Source organism: Streptomyces sp. MGP-BFMKR1 (genome assembly GCF_057766585.1).
This window is the reverse complement of record NZ_CM173408.1, coordinates 1,612,836-1,629,844: the sequence shown is the minus strand read 5'-3', so window position 1 is coordinate 1,629,844 and position 17,009 is coordinate 1,612,836. Positions and strand designations below refer to the sequence as shown.

16 protein-coding genes are annotated in these 17,009 nt (G+C 72.8%); 12 read left to right on the top strand and 4 right to left on the bottom strand.

Annotation, left to right across the window (positions count from 1 at the left end):
- The first annotated feature begins 97 nt into the window (after nucleotides 1-97).
- The 9 genes from AC3CHW_RS05900 to AC3CHW_RS05860 all read left to right on the top strand — a co-directional run bounded on the left by AC3CHW_RS05900 (nucleotide 98) and on the right by AC3CHW_RS05860 (nucleotide 10,225).
- A complete protein-coding gene (locus tag AC3CHW_RS05900) occupies nucleotides 98-526 on the top strand; it encodes a guanyl-specific ribonuclease (RefSeq protein WP_187060692.1) in 429 nt (142 codons plus the stop codon).
- Nucleotides 527-1,581: 1,055 nt separating this feature from the next.
- A complete protein-coding gene (locus AC3CHW_RS05895; protein WP_488469782.1) occupies nucleotides 1,582-2,562 on the top strand; it encodes a sugar kinase in 981 nt (326 codons plus the stop codon).
- A gap of 440 nt (nucleotides 2,563-3,002) precedes the next feature.
- The gene (locus AC3CHW_RS05890) at nucleotides 3,003-3,629 is read left to right on the top strand and encodes a bifunctional 4-hydroxy-2-oxoglutarate aldolase/2-dehydro-3-deoxy-phosphogluconate aldolase (RefSeq protein ID WP_176164722.1); all 627 of its coding nucleotides are present in this window, start codon (nucleotides 3,003-3,005) and stop codon (nucleotides 3,627-3,629) included.
- Between the two features lie 309 nt (nucleotides 3,630-3,938).
- Nucleotides 3,939-4,658: a GntR family transcriptional regulator gene (locus AC3CHW_RS05885; protein ID WP_176166512.1), complete on the top strand. Its 720-nt coding sequence runs from the start codon at nucleotides 3,939-3,941 to the stop codon at nucleotides 4,656-4,658.
- 386 nt (nucleotides 4,659-5,044) lie between these two features.
- Entirely contained in the window at nucleotides 5,045-6,052 is a 1,008-nt protein-coding gene (locus tag AC3CHW_RS05880) for a sugar ABC transporter substrate-binding protein (RefSeq protein WP_449658154.1), read from the top strand.
- Entirely contained in the window at nucleotides 6,049-7,113 is a 1,065-nt protein-coding gene (locus AC3CHW_RS05875) for an ABC transporter permease (protein ID WP_359331468.1), read from the top strand. Before AC3CHW_RS05880 ends, AC3CHW_RS05875 begins: the two co-directional genes overlap by 4 nt.
- Before the next feature lie 143 nt (nucleotides 7,114-7,256).
- On the top strand, nucleotides 7,257-8,060 hold the full coding sequence (locus AC3CHW_RS05870) for an ATP-binding cassette domain-containing protein (RefSeq protein WP_398608473.1): 804 nt from the start codon (nucleotides 7,257-7,259) through the stop codon (nucleotides 8,058-8,060).
- A gap of 504 nt (nucleotides 8,061-8,564) precedes the next feature.
- On the top strand, nucleotides 8,565-9,686 hold the full coding sequence (locus tag AC3CHW_RS05865) for an ROK family glucokinase (RefSeq protein WP_176164725.1): 1,122 nt from the start codon (nucleotides 8,565-8,567) through the stop codon (nucleotides 9,684-9,686).
- Nucleotides 9,683-10,225, top strand: coding sequence for a hypothetical protein (locus AC3CHW_RS05860; protein ID WP_398608357.1), 543 nt, complete (start codon nucleotides 9,683-9,685; stop codon nucleotides 10,223-10,225). The genes AC3CHW_RS05865 and AC3CHW_RS05860 overlap by 4 nt, the downstream gene beginning before the upstream one ends.
- Nucleotides 10,226-10,307: 82 nt before the next feature.
- Here AC3CHW_RS05860 and AC3CHW_RS05855 read toward each other — a convergent pair whose 3' ends face one another.
- Entirely contained in the window at nucleotides 10,308-11,606 is a 1,299-nt protein-coding gene (locus tag AC3CHW_RS05855) for a flavin-containing monooxygenase (RefSeq protein ID WP_488469781.1), read from the bottom strand.
- A gap of 294 nt (nucleotides 11,607-11,900) precedes the next feature.
- Here AC3CHW_RS05855 and AC3CHW_RS05850 point away from each other — a divergent pair, with 294 nt between their 5' ends.
- Nucleotides 11,901-12,548 (top strand): MerR family transcriptional regulator, encoded by a 648-nt coding sequence (locus AC3CHW_RS05850; protein WP_488469780.1) that lies wholly within the window; start codon nucleotides 11,901-11,903, stop codon nucleotides 12,546-12,548.
- 159 nt (nucleotides 12,549-12,707) lie between these two features.
- On the opposite strand, the gene AC3CHW_RS05845 is transcribed toward AC3CHW_RS05850, so the two are convergent.
- The 3 genes from AC3CHW_RS05845 to AC3CHW_RS05835 all read right to left on the bottom strand — a co-directional run bounded on the left by AC3CHW_RS05845 (nucleotide 12,708) and on the right by AC3CHW_RS05835 (nucleotide 14,788).
- Nucleotides 12,708-13,292, bottom strand: a complete 585-nt coding sequence (locus AC3CHW_RS05845; RefSeq protein WP_398608360.1) for an HD domain-containing protein — start codon at nucleotides 13,290-13,292, stop codon at nucleotides 12,708-12,710.
- Between the two features lie 178 nt (nucleotides 13,293-13,470).
- Nucleotides 13,471-14,079: a Fic family protein gene (locus AC3CHW_RS05840; protein WP_488469779.1), complete on the bottom strand. Its 609-nt coding sequence runs from the start codon at nucleotides 14,077-14,079 to the stop codon at nucleotides 13,471-13,473.
- Nucleotides 14,066-14,788 carry a hypothetical protein gene (locus AC3CHW_RS05835; RefSeq protein WP_488469778.1) on the bottom strand — a complete coding sequence of 241 codons (723 nt, stop codon included), beginning with the start codon at nucleotides 14,786-14,788 and terminating at the stop codon, nucleotides 14,066-14,068. The genes AC3CHW_RS05840 and AC3CHW_RS05835 overlap by 14 nt, the downstream gene beginning before the upstream one ends.
- A gap of 495 nt (nucleotides 14,789-15,283) precedes the next feature.
- Between AC3CHW_RS05835 and AC3CHW_RS05830 the strand changes: the two genes are divergently transcribed.
- Both AC3CHW_RS05830 and AC3CHW_RS05825 read left to right on the top strand, forming a co-directional pair.
- Nucleotides 15,284-16,483, top strand: coding sequence for a cytochrome P450 (locus AC3CHW_RS05830; RefSeq protein ID WP_398608363.1), 1,200 nt, complete (start codon nucleotides 15,284-15,286; stop codon nucleotides 16,481-16,483).
- 131 nt (nucleotides 16,484-16,614) lie between these two features.
- A complete protein-coding gene (locus tag AC3CHW_RS05825) occupies nucleotides 16,615-16,821 on the top strand; it encodes a ferredoxin (protein WP_176164732.1) in 207 nt (68 codons plus the stop codon).
- The last annotated feature ends 188 nt before the right edge of the window (nucleotides 16,822-17,009 follow it).

Sequence of the window (17,009 nt, the reverse complement as noted above, 5' to 3'; positions counted from 1 at the left end):
CCGTGCTGGGAGACCCCGCGCGGGTCCCGTGAACTCCTGGGAAACATCGCCCAGTTGTCGTTGACATGTCATGGTCTACGCGCGTCATGCTGGCTCCATGAGGATTCCCCCACGCATCGCGCGCATCGGCGCCCTCGGCGCCCTCGCCACGACCCTTCTCATCGGTGGCCCGGCCGTCGCGGCCACCCCGGCAGTCGACACCGCGACCCCCGCCGCGTCGGCGACCTTCTCCCGCCTCGCCGTCGGCGACATCTGCTACTCGGACCTGCCCTCGCAGGCCCACGACACCCTTCGGCTGATCGACAAGGGCGGCCCGTACCCCTACCCGCAGGACGGCACCGTTTTCCAGAACCGCGAGGGGCTGCTGCCCGAGCACCCGCGGGGCTACTACCACGAGTACACCGTGAAGACCCCCGGCTCCTCCGACCGTGGCGCCCGCCGCATCGTGACGGGTGACAGCCACCAGGAGGACTACTACACCGCCGACCACTACCGGTCCTTCGACCTGGTCGACTACGGCTGCTGACGCGGCCAGCGGCCCGCGAGCCAGCGGGTCCGTGACCGAAGCGGCGGTCGGCGCCCCCACCCCCGACCGCCGCTTCTCCCGTTCGCGCCGGCGCGCGGTCGCTGCCCAGTCGCTGCCCAGTCGCTGCGCGGTCGCTGCGCTCGGGCCGGGCCGGGCTGGACGGTCGGCGGTAGGTGGCCGCCGCGCCTGTGGGGGAGCCGGTGGGCCGGCGAGGTTCCACGGCGTCACGGTCTCCGCGTCTGCCTCCGCGTCCGCGCCTGCGTCCGCGCGTAGGCCGCGCATGACCAGGCAATCGGCCTGCCACTCCAGCGTCCTGGCGAACGTTCGGGCCGGTGGCCCGAGGCCCCGCACCCGCCGCTGCGCCTCGGGGCGGCCCCGGCGGCAGGGGAAGGCGACCTCGCGTACGTGGTCGATGTCCCGCTCGGCGTCGAGTACGGCCCACAGACGGTCGGGGCTCGGCCCGTCGTGGCCGTAGCCGAACAGGAGGGTGTTCAGACCGCCCGCCGTCGGCCCGTGCTCCAGCGCCCGCGGGACGGCCGCCCGCTGCCGGGCGTCATGGGTATCGAGCGGGAGGCGGCCCCCGCGCGGCGGTTCGTTCCGCACCGTCGGAGCCCCTGGTGCCCCCAGTGGCCAGCGTCCAGCGGCCCCCGGCCGCCGCGCCGCGTGGGCGCGTACCGCCCGCACGAGGTGCGCGGCATGGGAGTCCACGCTCTCCGGGGCCCAACCTCCCGCCCGCGAGGCGCCCGTTCTCCTTCCTCCGACCCGGCGCCGACCCGGTCCCGCCCCGCCGCCGAACAGTTCGGTCAGCGGGCGCTGGCGCCCGGCCGCCGGCTGCCGCCGCCCAAGGGCCGGGCCACGGCGGGTGAGCGGGCCCGCGACCGAGGTGGTGGTGGGGCGTGCGGGGCGAGTGGGGCGGGCGATGGGGGTACGGGGCGCAGCCGAATGCTCCCGATGGAGCCGAGTGCGCCCCCGCGGGCTCGGATGTCAGTGCCAACCGATAGCGTTTCGGTAGAAACGCGTTCGAGGGGGCGGAAGGACGTAAGGAGGAGGCATCGGTGACATATGGCCCGGGGACATCAGGCCCCGAGGTGGTCACGTGCGGTGAGGCCATGCTGCTGATGCTGGCCGAGCCGGGCGTGCCGCTGGACCGAGCGACCCACTTCCGTCGCTCCATCGCGGGGGCCGAGGCCAACGTGGCGGTCGGCCTCGCCCGGCTCGGGCACCGCGTGCGCTGGCTCGGCCGCCTCGGGGCGGACGCGCCGGGCGCCGCCGTCCTCGGCGAGCTGCGGGCGGACGGCGTGGACGTCAGCCAGGTGGGTGTGGACGAACAGGCGCCCACCGGCCTGCTGCTGCGGGACTGTCACCCCTCCCGCGCCATCGACGTGCAGTACTTCCGCGCGGGTTCGGCTGCCTCACACCTGGAGCCGGTGCACATCCCGCCCGCCGCGCTCGACGGCGCCCGGCTGCTGCACCTGTCGGGCATCACGCCGATGCTCTCGCCGACCGCGGCCGAGGCCACCCGTCGCCTGATCGAGCTGGCCCGCGCCGCGGGCGCGCTGGTCTCCTTCGACCCCAACGTGCGCCACAAGCTCGGCGGCGCCGCCCAGTGGGCGCAGATCGTCGGGCCCCTGCTGGCCGACGCCGACCTGCTTGTCGCGGGCGCGGACGAGTTGGAGCTGCTGACCGCGCGGCCGGCCGACGAGGCCGCCGCCGACCTGGTCAAGGAGGGTGCGCGCGCGGTCGTGATCAAGCGCGCGGACCACTCGGCGACCGCGTACACCGGCGCCGGACGCTGGGACCAGAGCGCGTTCGCGGTCCCGGTGGTGGACCCGGTCGGGGCGGGCGACGCCTTCGCCGCCGGGTATCTCTCCGGCTGGCTGCGCGGCCTGCCCGAGCAGGCGGCGCTCGCCGAGGCGGCCTGCGTCGCGGCGCTGGCCATCCAGTCCCCGACGGACACGGCCGGGCTGCCGAGCCCGGCCGTGCGGGACCGGGCGCTGGCGGCTTACACGGAGGGGATCGACGCCGTGCACCGTTGACCGCCCAGCGCGCGGCCCCCCGCGAGGTCGTGACAGGGCGCCGGAGGCGACGGGCGCGCCGCGAAGAACGCGCCGCGCCGCTTGCGAACGATCACCGTTCCTCGCACGTTGGATTCGTTGGTGCCTCGTGTCGGGCCCACGGGCGAGCGGGTGGGCGCGTACGGGGTCCGCCCGTCGCACCATGGTCCCGCCAGCGGGACACAAGACCGGCGCAGGACGATGCGGGATCTCCGCGAGCGGCGCACCGCCGCCGGCGGCGACGCGCTCTCCGGCCCGGCCCTGTGCCCCGTCCAAAGCTCCCGCACCCCGCTCCACCGCGGCGCCTCGCGCCACCGCCCCGCCCGCTGTCCCGTATCCGTTGCTGCCACCCCCCGCATCCTGTCCTCTGTCCCCTGTCTCTGTCCTCACCCGACGCATGTGAAGAAGGGCGGCGAACTGCCGTGTACCGCTGGGAGATCACCCGGGCCGCGCTCGAACAGCGGGTCTTCGCCATCATCCGTACCGAGAGCTACGACCAGGCCGCGGCGACGGCCGACACGCTCCTCTCGGCCGGGATCACCAGCATGGAGATCTCGCTGACCACGCCCTTCGCGCTGGAGGCCATCACCACCCTCACCCGCGAGGTCGGCGCCGACGCGGTGATCGGCGCGGGCACCGTGCTGGACGCCCAGGCGGCGCGGATGGCCGTGGAGGCGGGGGCCACCTACCTGGTCTCGCCGAGCCTGGACGCCGAGGTCATCCGCACCGGCCACCGGTACGGGCTGCCCGTCTTCCCCGGCGTCGCCACGCCCACCGAGATGGTGCGCGCGCTGGAGCTGGGCGCGGACGCGCTCAAGCTGTTCCCCGCCTCGGCGTACGGGCCGCGCTGGCTGAAGGACGTGTGCGCCGCGCTGCCGCAGGCGCCGGTGCTGCCCACCGGCGGGGTGACCCTGGACGATGCCCCGGAGTGGATCGCCGCGGGCGCGGTGGCCGTCGGCATGGGCACGGCGCTGGCCCAGGGCGACCGGGACGTGGTGGCCAAACGGGCCGCGGACCTGCTGGCGCGGCTGGCGGACGCGCGGGAGTGATCCCGCCGGTCCGCGCGCGGGCCGGTTGGGCCCGGGCCGCGCGCGGTGGGGCCCGGCCCGCGCGCCGGCCGGGCCCGTCTCGGCAGGGGCGCGAGGCCGGCCGCGCCTGGCCCGCGCGGGGTGGCGTACGCCCGTCGTCGGGGCCGCGCGGGGCGGTCCCGACCCCGCCACCCTCGCCGGATCGCGCTTTGTCCGGACAATCAGACTTCACGACTTCCCGTCAACTGTCGGTGCGGATACCCTCGGCCCGTGGCGAAGCAAGGAGACGCATCGGGTGTGCTGCGTTCCGCGGCGGCCGTCCAGTTCAGCGTGGACCGCGGCAGTCCGGTCCCGCTGTACTTCCAGTTGGCCCAGCAGCTTGAGGCCGCCATCGAGCAGGGCGAACTCGCGCCGGGCAGCCTGCTGGGCAACGAGATCGACCTCGCCGGCCGGCTCGGCCTCTCCCGACCCACGGTGCGCCAGGCCATCCAGTCGCTGGTGGACAAGGGGCTCCTGGTGCGCCGCCGCGGCGTGGGCACCCAGGTCGTCCACAGCCAGGTCAAGCGCCCGCTGGAGCTGAGCAGCCTCTACGACGACCTGGAGGCCGCGGGCCAGCGGCCCGCCACCCGGGTCCTGCGCCACACCGTCCAGCCCGCCACCGCCCAGGTCGCCGCGGCCCTCGGCGTTCCCGAGGGGGCGGACGTGGTGCTGGTGGAGCGGCTGCGCCTCGCGCACGGCGAACCCATGGCCCACCTGCGCAACCACCTGCCGAGCGGGCTGCTGACGCTGGAGAGCGCGGCGCTGGAGGAGACCGGGCTCTACCGGCTGCTGCGCGGGGCCGGCATCACGCTGCACAGCGCCCGGCAGACGGTCGGCGCCCGCGCGGCCACCGCCGACGAGGCGGAGCGGCTCGCCGAGTCCACGGGCGCGCCGCTGCTCACCATGGAGCGCACCACCTTCGACGACACCGGGCGCGCGATCGAGTTCGGCTCGCACACCTACCGGGCCTCGCGCTACGCCTTCGAGTTCCAGCTCCTGGTCCGCCCCTGAACCGCACGTCCCGCCGCGTCCCCGGGCCGGGTCCGTCCCGGGTGTCGTGCGGCGGGCCGTACCGCGTACGCTGACCCGCCGCGCCCGGGCGTCGGGCCGGCCCGGCGAAGATCCCTTCGTCAGAATGTTCTGACAAAGCATTGACGGTGGGTGGCGCGCGCCGCTACAACTCCTCCAACCGCTCGCACGCGGCCGGAAGGAGCCGGGGGAACCGGGAGCAAGGCGGCCGTGTCGCGGCACGCCCCGAACGGCGCGAGACGGCGCGTACGCCGCGCGCGGGACCCGCTGGAGCCGCGCCCGGCGGCGGTGACGGATACTTGGGCGGCCGGGGCGGGTGAACGGTACCCGGCCGCACCGTGACATTCAGTGGAGAAGGGCAAGTCCTCGTGGCAAGGGTTCGGACAGGGGTACGCGCCGTGAGCGCCGTGCTGGCAGCGGTGGTCGGCGCGACCCTTGCGGGATGCAGCAGTACGGGCGGCAAGCGCGCGGAGGAGCGGGCGGCCAAGTCCGCGCACGGGCGCGCGGCGGTCGACACGCCGCGCTGGACCGTCGCGATGGTCACGCACTCGGGCGACGGGGACTCCTTCTGGGACATCGTCCGCAGCGGCGCCGAGCAGGCGGCGGTCAAGGACAACATCAAGTTCCTCTACGCGCACAGCGATGAGGGCCAGCAGCAGAGCGAGCAGGTGCAGAGCTACATCGACCAGAAGGTCGACGGGCTCATCGTCACGCTCGCCAAGCCCGACGCCATGAAGGCCGTCGTCGCCAAGGCCCGCAAGGCCGGCATCCCGGTGATCACGGTGAACTCCGGATCGGCCGAGTCCAAGGCGTTCGGCGCCCTCAGCCACATCGGCCAGGACGAGACCATCGCCGGCGAGGCGGTCGGCGACGAGCTGACCAAGCGCGGCCGGAAGAAGGCCCTGTGCGTCCTGCACGAACAGGGCAACGTCGGCCACGAGCAGCGCTGCGACGGTGCCCGCAAGACCTTCAAGGGCAAGCTGGAGAACCTCTACGTCGAGGGCACCAACATGCCCGACGTCCTCTCCGCCATCGAGGCCAAGCTCCAGTCCGGCGACTACGACGCGGTCGTGACGCTCGGCGCGCCCTTCGCCGACACCGCCGTCAAGGCCAAGAAGCAGGCCGGCAGCGACGCGGAGATCAACACCTTCGACCTCAGCAAGCAGGTCGCCCAGGGGCTGGCCAACGGTGACCTCGGCTTCGCCGTGGACCAGCAGCCCTACCTCCAGGGCTACCAGGCCGTCGACCTGCTGTGGCTGTACAAGTACAACGCCGACGTGCTCGGCGGCGGCCAGCCGGTGCTGACCGGCCCGCAGATCGTCACCAAGGACGAGGCGGACGAACTGGCCGAGTACGCGGATCGGGGCACCCGGTGAGCAGTTCCCTGGCGCGCCCCACGACCCCGGCCGACCCGCCCGAACCGGACGAACGGCTGCTGCACCGCTCCACCCTGCGCAGCCTGCTCGGCCGTCCCGAGCTGGGCGCGGTGGTCGGCGCGGTCGCCGTCTTCGTCTTCTTCTCGGTCGTCGCCGACAGCTTCCTCCAGCTCTCCAGCCTCTCCACGGTGCTGTACGCCTCCTCGACGATCGGCATCATGGCGGTGCCGGTGGCACTGCTGATGATCGGCGGCGAGTTCGACCTCTCCACCGGCGTCGCGGTCACCACCTCCGCGCTGGTCTCGTCCATGTTCAGCTACCAGATGACGGCCAACGTGTGGGTCGGCGTCGGGGTGTCCCTGCTGACGAGCCTGGCGATCGGCTTCTTCAACGGCATCGTCCTGGTCCGTACGGGGCTGCCGAGCTTCATCATCACGCTGGCCACCTTCCTCATGCTGACCGGCATGAACCTCGGCTTCACCAAGCTGATCAGCGGCAAGGTCTCCACCAAGACCATCGGGGACATGGAGGGCTTCGAGTCGGCCCGTAAGATCTTCGCCTCGCAGCACACCATCGGCGACGTGAACATCAAGGTCACCATCCTGTGGTGGCTGGGCCTGGTCGCCGTGGCCACCTGGATCCTGCTGCGCACCCGGGCCGGCAACTGGATCTTCGCCGCCGGCGGCAACGCGCACGCGGCCCGCGCGGTCGGCGTGCCGGTCGCCCGCACCAAGATCGCCCTGTACATGGGCACCGGGTTCGGCGCCTGGGTGCTCGGGCAGCACCTGCTGTTCTCGTTCGACACCGTGCAGTCCGGCGAGGGCGTGGGCAACGAACTGCTCTACATCATCGCGGCCGTCATCGGCGGCTGCCTGATGACCGGCGGCTACGGCTCGGCGATCGGCGCCGCCGTGGGCGCGCTGATCTTCGGCATGACGAACAAGGGCATCGTGTACGCGCAGTGGGACGCCGACTGGTTCAAGTTCTTCCTCGGCGCGATGCTCCTTCTGGCCACCCTGCTGAACGCGTGGGTGCGCAAGCGGGCGGAGGCGAGCAAGTGAGCGAGCGCGAGCAGCAGCCGCAGGGCCCGGACGAGGGCGCGCCGGCCACCCCGGCCCCGCAGCCGCCGAGCACCGGCGCGACCGCGACCACCGGCGCCGGGACCGAGACCGGGACCGGGGGCGTCGGCGCCGCCGACGCGCCGCTGGTCGAGCTGACCGACGTCAGCAAGTACTACGGCAACATCAAGGCGCTCGAGGGCGTCTCGCTGGAGGTACGGGCCGGCGAGATCAGTTGCGTGCTGGGCGACAACGGCGCCGGCAAGTCCACCCTCATCAAGATCATCTCCGGGCTGCACCAGCACGACGCCGGCACCTTCCGCGTCGACGGCGAGCAGACCCGGCTCGGCTCCCCGCGCGAGGCCCTCGACCGGGGCATCGCCACCGTCTACCAGGACCTGGCCGTGGTGCCTCTGATGCCGGTGTGGCGCAACTTCTTCCTCGGCTCCGAGCCGACGAAGGGCCGCGGCCTGCTGCGCCGCCTGGACACCGCCACCATGCGCGAGACGACCCGCACCGAGCTGCGGCGCATGGGCATCGACCTGCGCGACGTGGACCAGCCGATCGGCACCCTCTCCGGCGGCGAGCGGCAGTGCGTGGCCATCGCGCGGGCCGTCTACTTCGGCGCCAAGGTCCTCGTCCTGGACGAGCCGACCGCGGCGCTCGGCGTCAAGCAGTCCGGCGTCGTCCTCAAGTACGTCGCCGCGGCCCGCGACGCCGGCCTCGGCGTGGTCCTCATCACGCACAACCCGCACCACGCGTACCTGGTCGGCGACCGCTTCGTCCTCCTCAAGCGGGGCGCGATGGCGGGCAGCCACGCCAAGTCGGAGATCACGTTGGACGAGCTGACCCGGCAGATGGCCGGCGGCAGCGAGCTGGAGGAGCTGAGCCACGAGCTGGCCCGCGCCAGCACGCCCACCCTGCGCCCGGGCCGCCCCACGGCCGGGTGACCCACTGGCGAGTGATCACCGTCGAGTGACCCACCGGCGCGGCGGGCCCAGCGGGCCCGGCCGCGCCGACGGCGTCGATGACCACACCGCCGGTGCCGGCGCCGGCGCCGGCGAGCGCGCCGACAGCCGGCGTGTGCGGCGGGTGCGCCGGTTTCGCGGCCCGGGTCAGGTAACCTCGCCGGTCGCCGCGTCCTTCGTGGTGCGCCACCGCGGAAGTGGTCGAGCGACATTCGACGGTCAACAGGGGCATCCAGCGCGTACCGCCCCGCCCGGCCGAGGACTGCCGCTCCGCCATGCGCCGCGTAGCGCGAGTGAGGCACAATCGCCACGGCGGGTCACGCCCGTCACGCCCGACCGCACGCCCGAGGCCGTTGGCCTCCCACGACACCCGCAGGGACGACGACTCTTGCGCGCACGAACCCGCAGCGACCGAACCCGCAGCGATCGAAGCCATGCACCACGCGGAGCTGCCGCCGCCCCCCACACCGGCGAGAGGGACGGCCGATGAGCCTGTACCGCGAGCGAGTGCACCGCGGCTCCGCCCGGGCCACCGTGCTGCGCACCGTCGGCACCCGCGAGCGCCGCTCGCACCTGACCGCGCCCCGGGTGCCCACCGTGGGCATCGACATCGGGGGGACCAAGGTCGCGGCGGGCGTCGTGGACGCCGACGGCAACATACTGGAGCGGCTCCGCACCGAGACCCCGGACAAGTCCAAGAGCCCCAAGGTCGTCGAGGACACCATCGTCGAGCTGGTGCTCGACCTGTCCGACCGGCACGACGTGCACGCGGTGGGCATCGGCGCGGCCGGCTGGGTGGACGCCGACCGCTCCCGGGTGCTGTTCGCGCCGCACCTGGCCTGGCGCGACGAGCCGCTGCGGGACCGGCTCGCCGGGCGGCTCGCGGTGCCGGTCATGGTCGACAACGACGCCAACACCGCCGCCTGGGCGGAGTGGCGGTTCGGTGCCGGGCGCGGCGAGGACCACCTGGTGATGATCACGCTCGGCACCGGCATCGGCGGCGCGATCCTGGAGGACGGCCAGGTCAAGCGCGGCAAGTACGGCGTCGCCGGCGAGTTCGGCCACATGCAGGTGGTGCCCGCCGGCCACCGCTGCCCGTGCGGCAACCGCGGTTGCTGGGAGCAGTACAGCTCCGGCAACGCGCTGGTCCGCGAGGCCAGGGAGCTGGCGGCGGCCGACTCGCCGGTGGCGTACGGGATCATCGACCGGGTCGGCGGCAACGTCCAGGAGATCACCGGCCCGATCATCACCGAGCTGGCCCGCGACGGCGACGCCATGTGTGTGGAACTCCTCCAGGACATCGGCCAGTGGCTCGGCGTGGGCATCGCCAACCTCGCCGCCGCGCTCGACCCGTCCTGCTTCGTCATCGGCGGCGGCGTCAGCGCCGCCGACGATCTCCTCATCGGGCCGGCCAGGGACGCCTTCCGGCGTACGCTCACCGGTCGTGGGTACCGGCCCGAGGCCCGCATCATCAAGGCCCAGCTCGGCAACGAGGCGGGGCTGGTCGGCGCGGCCGACCTGGCCCGGCTCGTCGCCCGCAGGTTCCGGCGCGCCAACCGGCGCCGGGTCGAGCGGTACGAGCGCTACGCACAGGCAGGACGGCGATGAGTCAGCAGTCCCAGACGAGCGAGACCACGCGGGGCAGGCGTTCCTGGCGGCGCAAGGTGACCCTGTTCCTGTTGATCGCCATCCCGGCCGGGTACATGGCCATCTCGGCCCAGAAGAGCCGGGGCAGCGGCGAGGACAAGCAGGAGAACGCGGCGGCCACCGGGCTGACCCACAGCTGGCCGAGCAAGGTGCAGCGGCGGATCTACGACACGCCCATCCCCTCGTACTCCGTGGACGTCGCCTTCTACGAGACCAACTCGTGGAAGCGGAGCCAGATGTACGTCCAGTTCGTCACCAACCCCAAGGGCCTGGACAAGTTCCTCGGCCGGCTCGGCGCCGACCGCGACGTGCTCAACGACGGCAGGATCACCATCGACGCCAAGACGGCGGGCGTCGTCGGCTGGAAGCTGGACGCCGACCGGAAGTGGGCCGGCGGCGTCATCGACCAGAAGGACCCCGAGCCGACCCTCGACATCACGGTCGACTTCGACAACCCGGACCACCCGAAGGTGTACGTGGTCTCCACCGTCACGCCCTGACGGCCCCGGCTCCCCGGCCGGGGCCCGGCCCCCGGCGGGCGCGCGGGCCCCGGAGGGACGGCTCCGGAGCCCGGGCGCGCTGCTACGCCACGATGACCGGTTCCGCCGAGCCGGACCGCATGACGTGGTCGATGTGGATCTGGCCGGCGATGAACCGCCCGTTGTCGACGCTGGCCGAGATGGCGACCGAGGCCAGCGAGTCCCCGTCCGGCAGCCCGGCGTAGTACAGCCCGGGTACCGCCCCGACGAGGCCCTTCTCGTGGAGCGGCGCCCCGTGCTCGTCGAGCACCTCGGCCGGCAGGACGCGGTAGTCGGGCCCGAACCCGGTGCACCAGATGACGGTCGTGATGTCGTGCTCCGCCAGGTCGAGGCGGGGCCCGAAGTCGGCGATGTGGTCCCGCCTGACCTCCGGCGTCGGCCGTTGCTCCGGGACCACGAACCCCCGCCGGCTGATGCCGGCGTCGATGGTGTCGATGACCTGCCGGTAGGCGCGGGCCGACTGTTCCACCGTGGCCGAGACGTTGTCCGCCAACAGCAGCGTGCGGTGCTCGGCCCCGCGCGTGGACCCGACGAGGACGACGCCCTTGGCGGCCAGCGTGCCGAGGTTCAGGTCGCTGTCGCCACTGGTCACGGCGGTCACCGGCAACCCGGGCAGCACGGTCGGCCCACCCGTGTTCCCGGTGACGAAATCCTCGTAGAGGCCGAAGGCGAACATCCACTCGTGGATGCCGCGACCGCGGTAGCGGTGCGGCCACGCGCGGTGCCGGCCGACCGAGAGGAAGACGCGGCGTCCGGCGTCGGCGAGTTCGTCGGCGATCTGCTGGCCGCTGATGCCCGCGCCCACCACGAGGACGGCACCGGCCGGCAGCGAGGCGGGATTGCGGTAGTAGCGCGAGTGCGTCTGGTGCACGGACGGGTCGAGCGCCGCGGCCACGTCGGGAATGCGCGGGGCCGCGTAACCCCCCACCGCCGCCACGAGGTTGCGCGACTCGATGACGCCGCCCGTGCCGAAACGGGTCCGAAAGCGCACGTCGTCGCCGACGGTGGCGCCTGGCGGGCATTCGACCTTGTGGACGGGCGTGTGCTGGCGTATGCGCAGCCTGCGCTCGGCCGCGTAGCGACGCAGGTGTTCGGCCAGTTCCGGGCCGGACAGCGAGGCGTGGGGATCGTCGCTCACGAACTCCCAACCGGGAAAGCGGATCGAGCGGATTCCGCTCCCCACGAGCAGGCTGTCCCACCGCTCGTGCGCCCATGCCTGGCCGATCTCGCCCCGCTCCAGGACGACCGCTTCGCGGCCGACGTCCTGTAAGGACGCGGCCACCGCGCACCCTTGCTGGCCGGCGCCGATGATGACGGTCTCCACGTATTCGACTGCTTCCACGGTTGAACCTCTCTGTCGCATCGATGTGCGGAACGCGCGCCCGCACGCCCTGCCGCGCGCCGGCTGTGCCGACGGTGTGACGCATTGGCTGTGCGCGTGGCCGCGTGGCGCGCGTGACGGGTGTGGGTGAGGGTGGTGACGGGCGGGTGGTGAGGGCCGTGTCGAGTGCCGCGTGCTGACCGCGCGCGGCCTGCGGGACGCTCCGGAGCGCGGCAGGACCACCCGACCACGACAAGTAAGGCTTGCCTTAGTTAGATCTTGTCTGGTGAAGCCGACTTGATGTCAACTGGACCGGTGACGAAGAGTGCGGTCTCCATCGGGGAAGCAGCGGCCTTGTACGAACTCGCGCCCTCCACGGTGCGCTGGTGGGAGCGGCGGGGCGTGCTGACGCCACCCGCCCGCGACGGCGGCAGACGGCGCTACCGCGACCACGACCTGCGCCGCCTGGGCGTCGCCTATCTGTGCCGCGTGGTGGGGCGGTTGCCGCTCGACCGGGCCGCCGTCGTCACCTCGGGAAAGGCCACGCTCAGCGGCTGGCGGCGCGTCGTCGGCGAGCAGATCGACCTGCTGGACCGCGAGATCGAGCAGTTGGGGGCCGCCCGCGACTACCTGCGCCACCTGCTGCGCTGCGAGACCGACGACATGGCCCAGTGTCCCGTGCTGGAAGGCGAGTTGGCCCGGAACACCCCCGTCGGGCGCGGCCCCGGCGGCGACCTCGTCGCCGCCGCCCGCGCGGCCGGCAAGAGCGGGCGGCCAGCGCGGTCGCGGCGTCCGGCGCGTGACGAAACCCCGCCGGACCAGCCCGCGTGTGACGAAAAGGCGGCCCGCTGCCCCGGCTGCCGGGGGCCCGTCGCGCAGACCCCGCGCGGCCGGCCCCGCACGTACTGCTCCCGGGCCTGCCAGCAACGTGCGTACCGCGCCCGCCGCGACACGCGGAGCTGAGCGCGCCCGCGCACACCGCGAGGGCTCGTCGTCTCGCCACGGGCCCGGCCCAGCACGCGAAACGCCCGCCCCGCGGCGCGTTGGCGACCGCTGGGACGGGCGTCGTCGAAGCCGCGGGACGCGGGCCGGGGGTGACCCCGGGCCGCGCCCCGCCCGGCCTCAGCTCTGTTCGAGCGGGTGGGCGAGGGTCCGCTCGGCGGCGCCGCGCGTGAAGAACCCGGCCGCCGCGCAGTCCGGCTTGCGCTCGGCCTGGTCCCGGAAGAGGCCGACGAAGGACGCGCCGAACCCCAGCCGTGGGTACGCCGTCACGAGCGCTCGCGCGAACTCGGGGTCGTACTCCTCCAGGCCCGTCCCGGTCACGTCCGCGCTGGTCCCCTCCTGCAACAGCCGGCTCTCCACGTCCACTTCCGGCGCCACCTCGTCGCGCATGTGCAGCACGATGATCTCGGCCGCCCGGTCGCGACGCTCGGTCGGCCAGCCGAGGCCGGCCGTGAACACCCGGGCCAGATGGCCGCCGGCCTCCTCGAACGGGATCCTGTGGCTGTCGAAGGGCGCCGTGAGCCCCATGTCGTGCAGCAGCGCGGAGACGTACAGCAACTCGCTGTCGAAGTCGAGCCCGCGCGCCCGCGCCCAGGCCGCACCGAAGAAGTACGACCGCACGGAGTGGTGGTACAGCGCGTCATCCGCGTACTCCGTACAGACCAGCCGCGCCGCCTCCGCCGCCCGACCCGTTGGTACGCGCAACCCCGCAACCTCGTTCAACACCCGCCGACCCCTCACTCGCACCGCGCGCACGCGCCGCGCGTCGTCTCCGTACGTCGTTCCGTGCGGCCCAGCCTAACCAGGGCCGAACTCCCGCCCCAGGGAGCGTTCTCGGCCACATGCTCACCACGGGGCGTGCGGCCGAGGCACCGCCGCACCGTCAGGCTCCACGGCGGTTGAGTACGCCGACGAGCGTGGCCAGGTCGACGGCGCCCACCGGGTCGTCCGCGTAGCGGGTGGTCTGGAGGGGCCCGACTTCGGGCAGGACGACGCCCTCCCGGGCCAGCACGTGGACCAGGGTCAGGAGGGCCGCGCGGGCGTTGCCGTCGGTGAAGGGGTGGAAGAACGCCACGTCGAGGTAGGCACGGGCCGCGCGGGCCGCCAGCGGAAGCCGCGGGTCGGCCGCCTCGCGCAGGCAGGCCGCGAAGGCGGCCGGGGTGTCGGGGCCAAGGCCGTAGCGCTCTCGGCCGGCCTTCGCGTGGGCGTCGCTCGTACGGAACGGAGCCTGCGCCTGGCCCAGGATCTCGCACTGCCAGGCGGCCAGGCGCGGGAAGTCCAGCGGGGCGTGGCGTGCGGCGTCGGCGCTGGCCAGGGCGTGGGCGGTGAGCAGCCGTTCGGCACGGGCGGGGTCGCGCCGGCGCACCGGCCCCTGGCACCAGGCCCGGAACCCGTCGCGCGCGGGGAGCGCCGGTCGCAGGGCCGGTGCCTGGTGCCAGGCGGCGACACGGCGTACGCGCAGCCAGACCGCGAGGCTGTCAGGGGCGGTCATGAAGCTCCTCCAGGGCCGCCCGATCGCGGTGGTCCTGGTAGGGGGCGTGGCCGGTGAGGCCGACCGCCAGGTCCTCACCCACGGATTCGACCAGTGCCCGCCCGGGGTCGACCCAGCTCTGGAACCGGCCGCCGATCGCCTCGTCCACCGCCTGTTCGGCCTCGGCCTGGCCGATTCCCGTGCTGCTGAGGAACCACTGCAGTACCCGCGTGGCCTGGCCGTGCCAGCCGCCCTCCGCGCCCGAGTCCAGCGCGAGCGTCACGAGCCGGACGCAGGCCCGCTCCAGATGCCAGCTCCGGTCCTCGGGCGTGGCCTCCGGCGGCGGAGCCAACTCGGCGAACAGGCGAGCCATCCGCTCCAGCCACTCCCGCCACTCCAACAGCGCGGCCACGGCGCGGGCGGCGGTCTCGTCGGGCGTGGTCACCGAACTGGCCCCGGTCGCCCAGGCGCCGATGGGCCCGCCGTACCGGTAGCACCAGTTCCATCCCTGGGCCCAGTTCCCGTAGCGCTCCCGGATGATCGCGTCGAACTGGCTCTCGCACCAGTGCTCCCCCTGCCACCAGCCAGCCATTCCGGAGAGCACGGGCGGCACCCACTCGCGCAGCAGCGCGCACAGCCGGGCCTCCTCCTCGGCGTCCCAGTCGAACGGGTGGCGGGCGGGATCGAGGCCCTCCCAGTCCCGAAAGCCCCCCGACGGGGCCGGCGGCACGCGGTTCTCCGGCAGGGGAAGGGTGTCTCGGTCGTACGTCAGCGCTGGCCCACTCTCTGCGATGCGGTCGGCCCACAGTCTCGGCCCGTCGGACGCGGCCCGCGAACGATTTTCCGCAATCGCTTCACGTGCCGCGCCGGGCACCTGACCTGGAGGCTTCGGGCGGAGCTGGGCCCGTCGTCGAGGGAGGGGAACGGGAGCGGTGAGGTGAGGGGCGGCCATGTGAGGTCCCGTGAGGGATGAGCGGGTCTGACGGGTGAGCACGACACCACCGCGCACTCCGAACACCCGCCCACGTCGCGGCCGGCACGGTGAGTGCACCCGCGCGCAGAGGTCAACAGCTCCCGCCCTTTGTCTAAGGGATTCCACAGAATGCGCCCGCAGGAGGCTTTCTGGGGGGCTGCCGGGTCTACGGCGAAGCTAGCATCGAGATCGAGCCAGCCGGTGTAGCCGCCGACGACCTCGATGCATGGATTGTGAATCGATGGAGGAGTCTTGGTCGACGTCCTGCGCCCCCCTGTTTCGCTGCCCACCAAGCGGAGCTGCCCCTTCGATCCTCCGGATGGCTACACCCCCCTGCGCGAGCGGGAGCGGATAACGCGCATGAGTTATCCGGACGGCACGCCAGGGTGGCTCATCACCCGGCACGCCGAAGCGAAGGAACTGCTCACCCATAAAAGCTTCAGCGCCCGCCAGGAAGGGATAATCTCCCCCGTCCCCACGGAGCTGGCGTACGAGGGTCCTGCCGATCCGGGAGCTTTCGCGAAGACGGACGACCCGGTCCACAGCAAGTACCGAAAGCTGGTCACCGGCTTTTTCACGGTCCGGCGCACGCGTCAACTCGCCCCCATGATCGAACGCATCGTGCACGAGCAACTCGACGATCTGGAAAAGGCCGGGCCCGGCGCCGACCTGGTGGAGGTCTTCACCGAATCCGTTCCCTCCCGGGTGATGTGCGAGATGATCGGCGTCCCCGAGTCGGAGCGGAAGAGCCTCCAGCGTCATGTGGAGACGCTCGGCCGGCTCTCCACCACCGTTCCCGAGGCGCTCGCCGCCGTGTCCGGGATGAGCGGGTTCCTGGCCCGCTTCGTCCCCAGCCGGATGAACGACCCCCGGGACGACATCCTCGGGGACCTCATCCGCGGTGGGCAGCTCACCGAGCGAGAACTCATGGGCATGACCGCCACGTTGATCACCGGGGCCTTCGACACCACGGGCAACATGCTCGCCATGGGCGTCTACACCCTGCTGGAGCACCCCGACCAACTGGCCAAGCTCCAGGAGGACCCGGAGCTCATGGGGGCCGCCGTCGAAGAACTGCTCCGATTCCTCACCATCTCCCACCTCGGAGCCAGCCGGTGGGCGCTCGAGGACGTCGAGTTCGCCGGTCAGACCATCAAGAAGGGCGAGGTGGTCACCGTCGCCCTGCCCGCCGTCAACCGCGACCCCGAGCGCTACGAGAACCCCGATCAGCTGGACATCGGCCGTACGGATCACGGGCACCTGGGGCTCGGCCACGGCGTCCACCAGTGTCTCGGCCAGCACCTCGCCCGCACGATCCTGCGCGTCGGCTACGAGGCCCTGTTCGACAGGTTCCCCACGCTGCGACTGGCCGTACCGGCCGACGAGGTCCCGATGCGGGACGACTGCGTGCACTACGGCCCCAGGTCGCTTCGCGTCACCTGGGACGACTGATCGAGACGTACAAGCGGTAAACGCGACGGACGGTGGGACGCCCTCCCGCCGTCCGTCACCGTCATGCAAGAGGGCCCCCAAGACGTGGACATGTCGGCCCATCGCGAACAACAAGGTAGGACTGAGACCCGATGAGGATCACCGCCGACCGTGAGGTGTGCTGTTCGGCGGGCCAGTGCGCGCTGATCGCGCCTGACCTGTTCGACCAGAGCGACGAGGACGGCTCCGTCGTCCTGCTCGACGCACAGCCCGACACCGGACAACTGGACGTTCTGCGCGAGGTCGTCTCCCGTTGCCCGACCGGTGCGATCCGCTTCGAAGAAGACCCTGGCGCGTGAGAACAGGGCCCGACATTTCGGGGGCATGAACGCCGGCGGAAAACCTGACCATGGCAAGGGTCACACCGCTGGCGAAGCGCCACTGAAACCAAACCCCCGGTAAATACGTCCGGGGCGTCAATCATGCCTGAGTGGGTTTCTAGGGTTTCCCTTACGAAACCAGAGCTAGTGTGGCCGATGTCCGTCTG